The following is a 549-nucleotide window of genomic DNA, read 5'->3' as shown; positions in this document are numbered from 1 at the left end:
GGGCGCGACATGTCGGCCCTGTTCATCGCCTGCCGCGACCTGTTCCTCGATGACCGCTACACCGCCGTCTGCCGGCTCCATACCAAGAAGTCGCCGCAGGTCGCGTCCGGCCAGGGCAATCTGTTCAAGCGGCACATGTTCGAGAACCTGCTGAACAGCGAGGGCTACACGACCAATGTGCTGGACCTGTTCCGGGACAAGCCCTGGGTCGGCGTCGCCGTGCCGCCGCTGGTGCACATCTCCTACTGGACCTTTGGCCATGTCTGGTTCGGGAACCGCCCCAAGGCCGAGGAAGTCGCCAGGCTGCTGGATGTGAAGGTGCCCTTTGATCCGGATACGCCGGTGGGGGCCTTCGGCACGATGTTCTGGTTCCGGCCACGGGCATTGCGCAAGCTTTTCGCCCATCCCTGGAAATGGACCGATTTCAACGCCGAGCCGCATCATGTGGATGGTGGGTTGGCGCATGTGCTGGAACGTATGGTCTGCTATGTCGCGCAGGATGCGGGCTTCACCACCCAGCAGATCATCAGCACGCACAGCGCCGGCTGG

1 protein-coding gene is annotated in these 549 nt (G+C 63.4%); it reads left to right on the top strand.

Annotated features, from left to right (window positions below):
- The coding region (locus tag F0Q34_RS22230) for a rhamnan synthesis F family protein (RefSeq protein ID WP_206668132.1) at window positions 1-549 on the top strand (549 nt) is incomplete at both ends.

This window comes from Teichococcus oryzae (genome assembly GCF_008386565.1).
Classification (GTDB): domain Bacteria; phylum Pseudomonadota; class Alphaproteobacteria; order Acetobacterales; family Acetobacteraceae; genus Pseudoroseomonas; species Pseudoroseomonas oryzae.
This window is presented reverse-complemented; position numbering and strand designations above follow the sequence as displayed.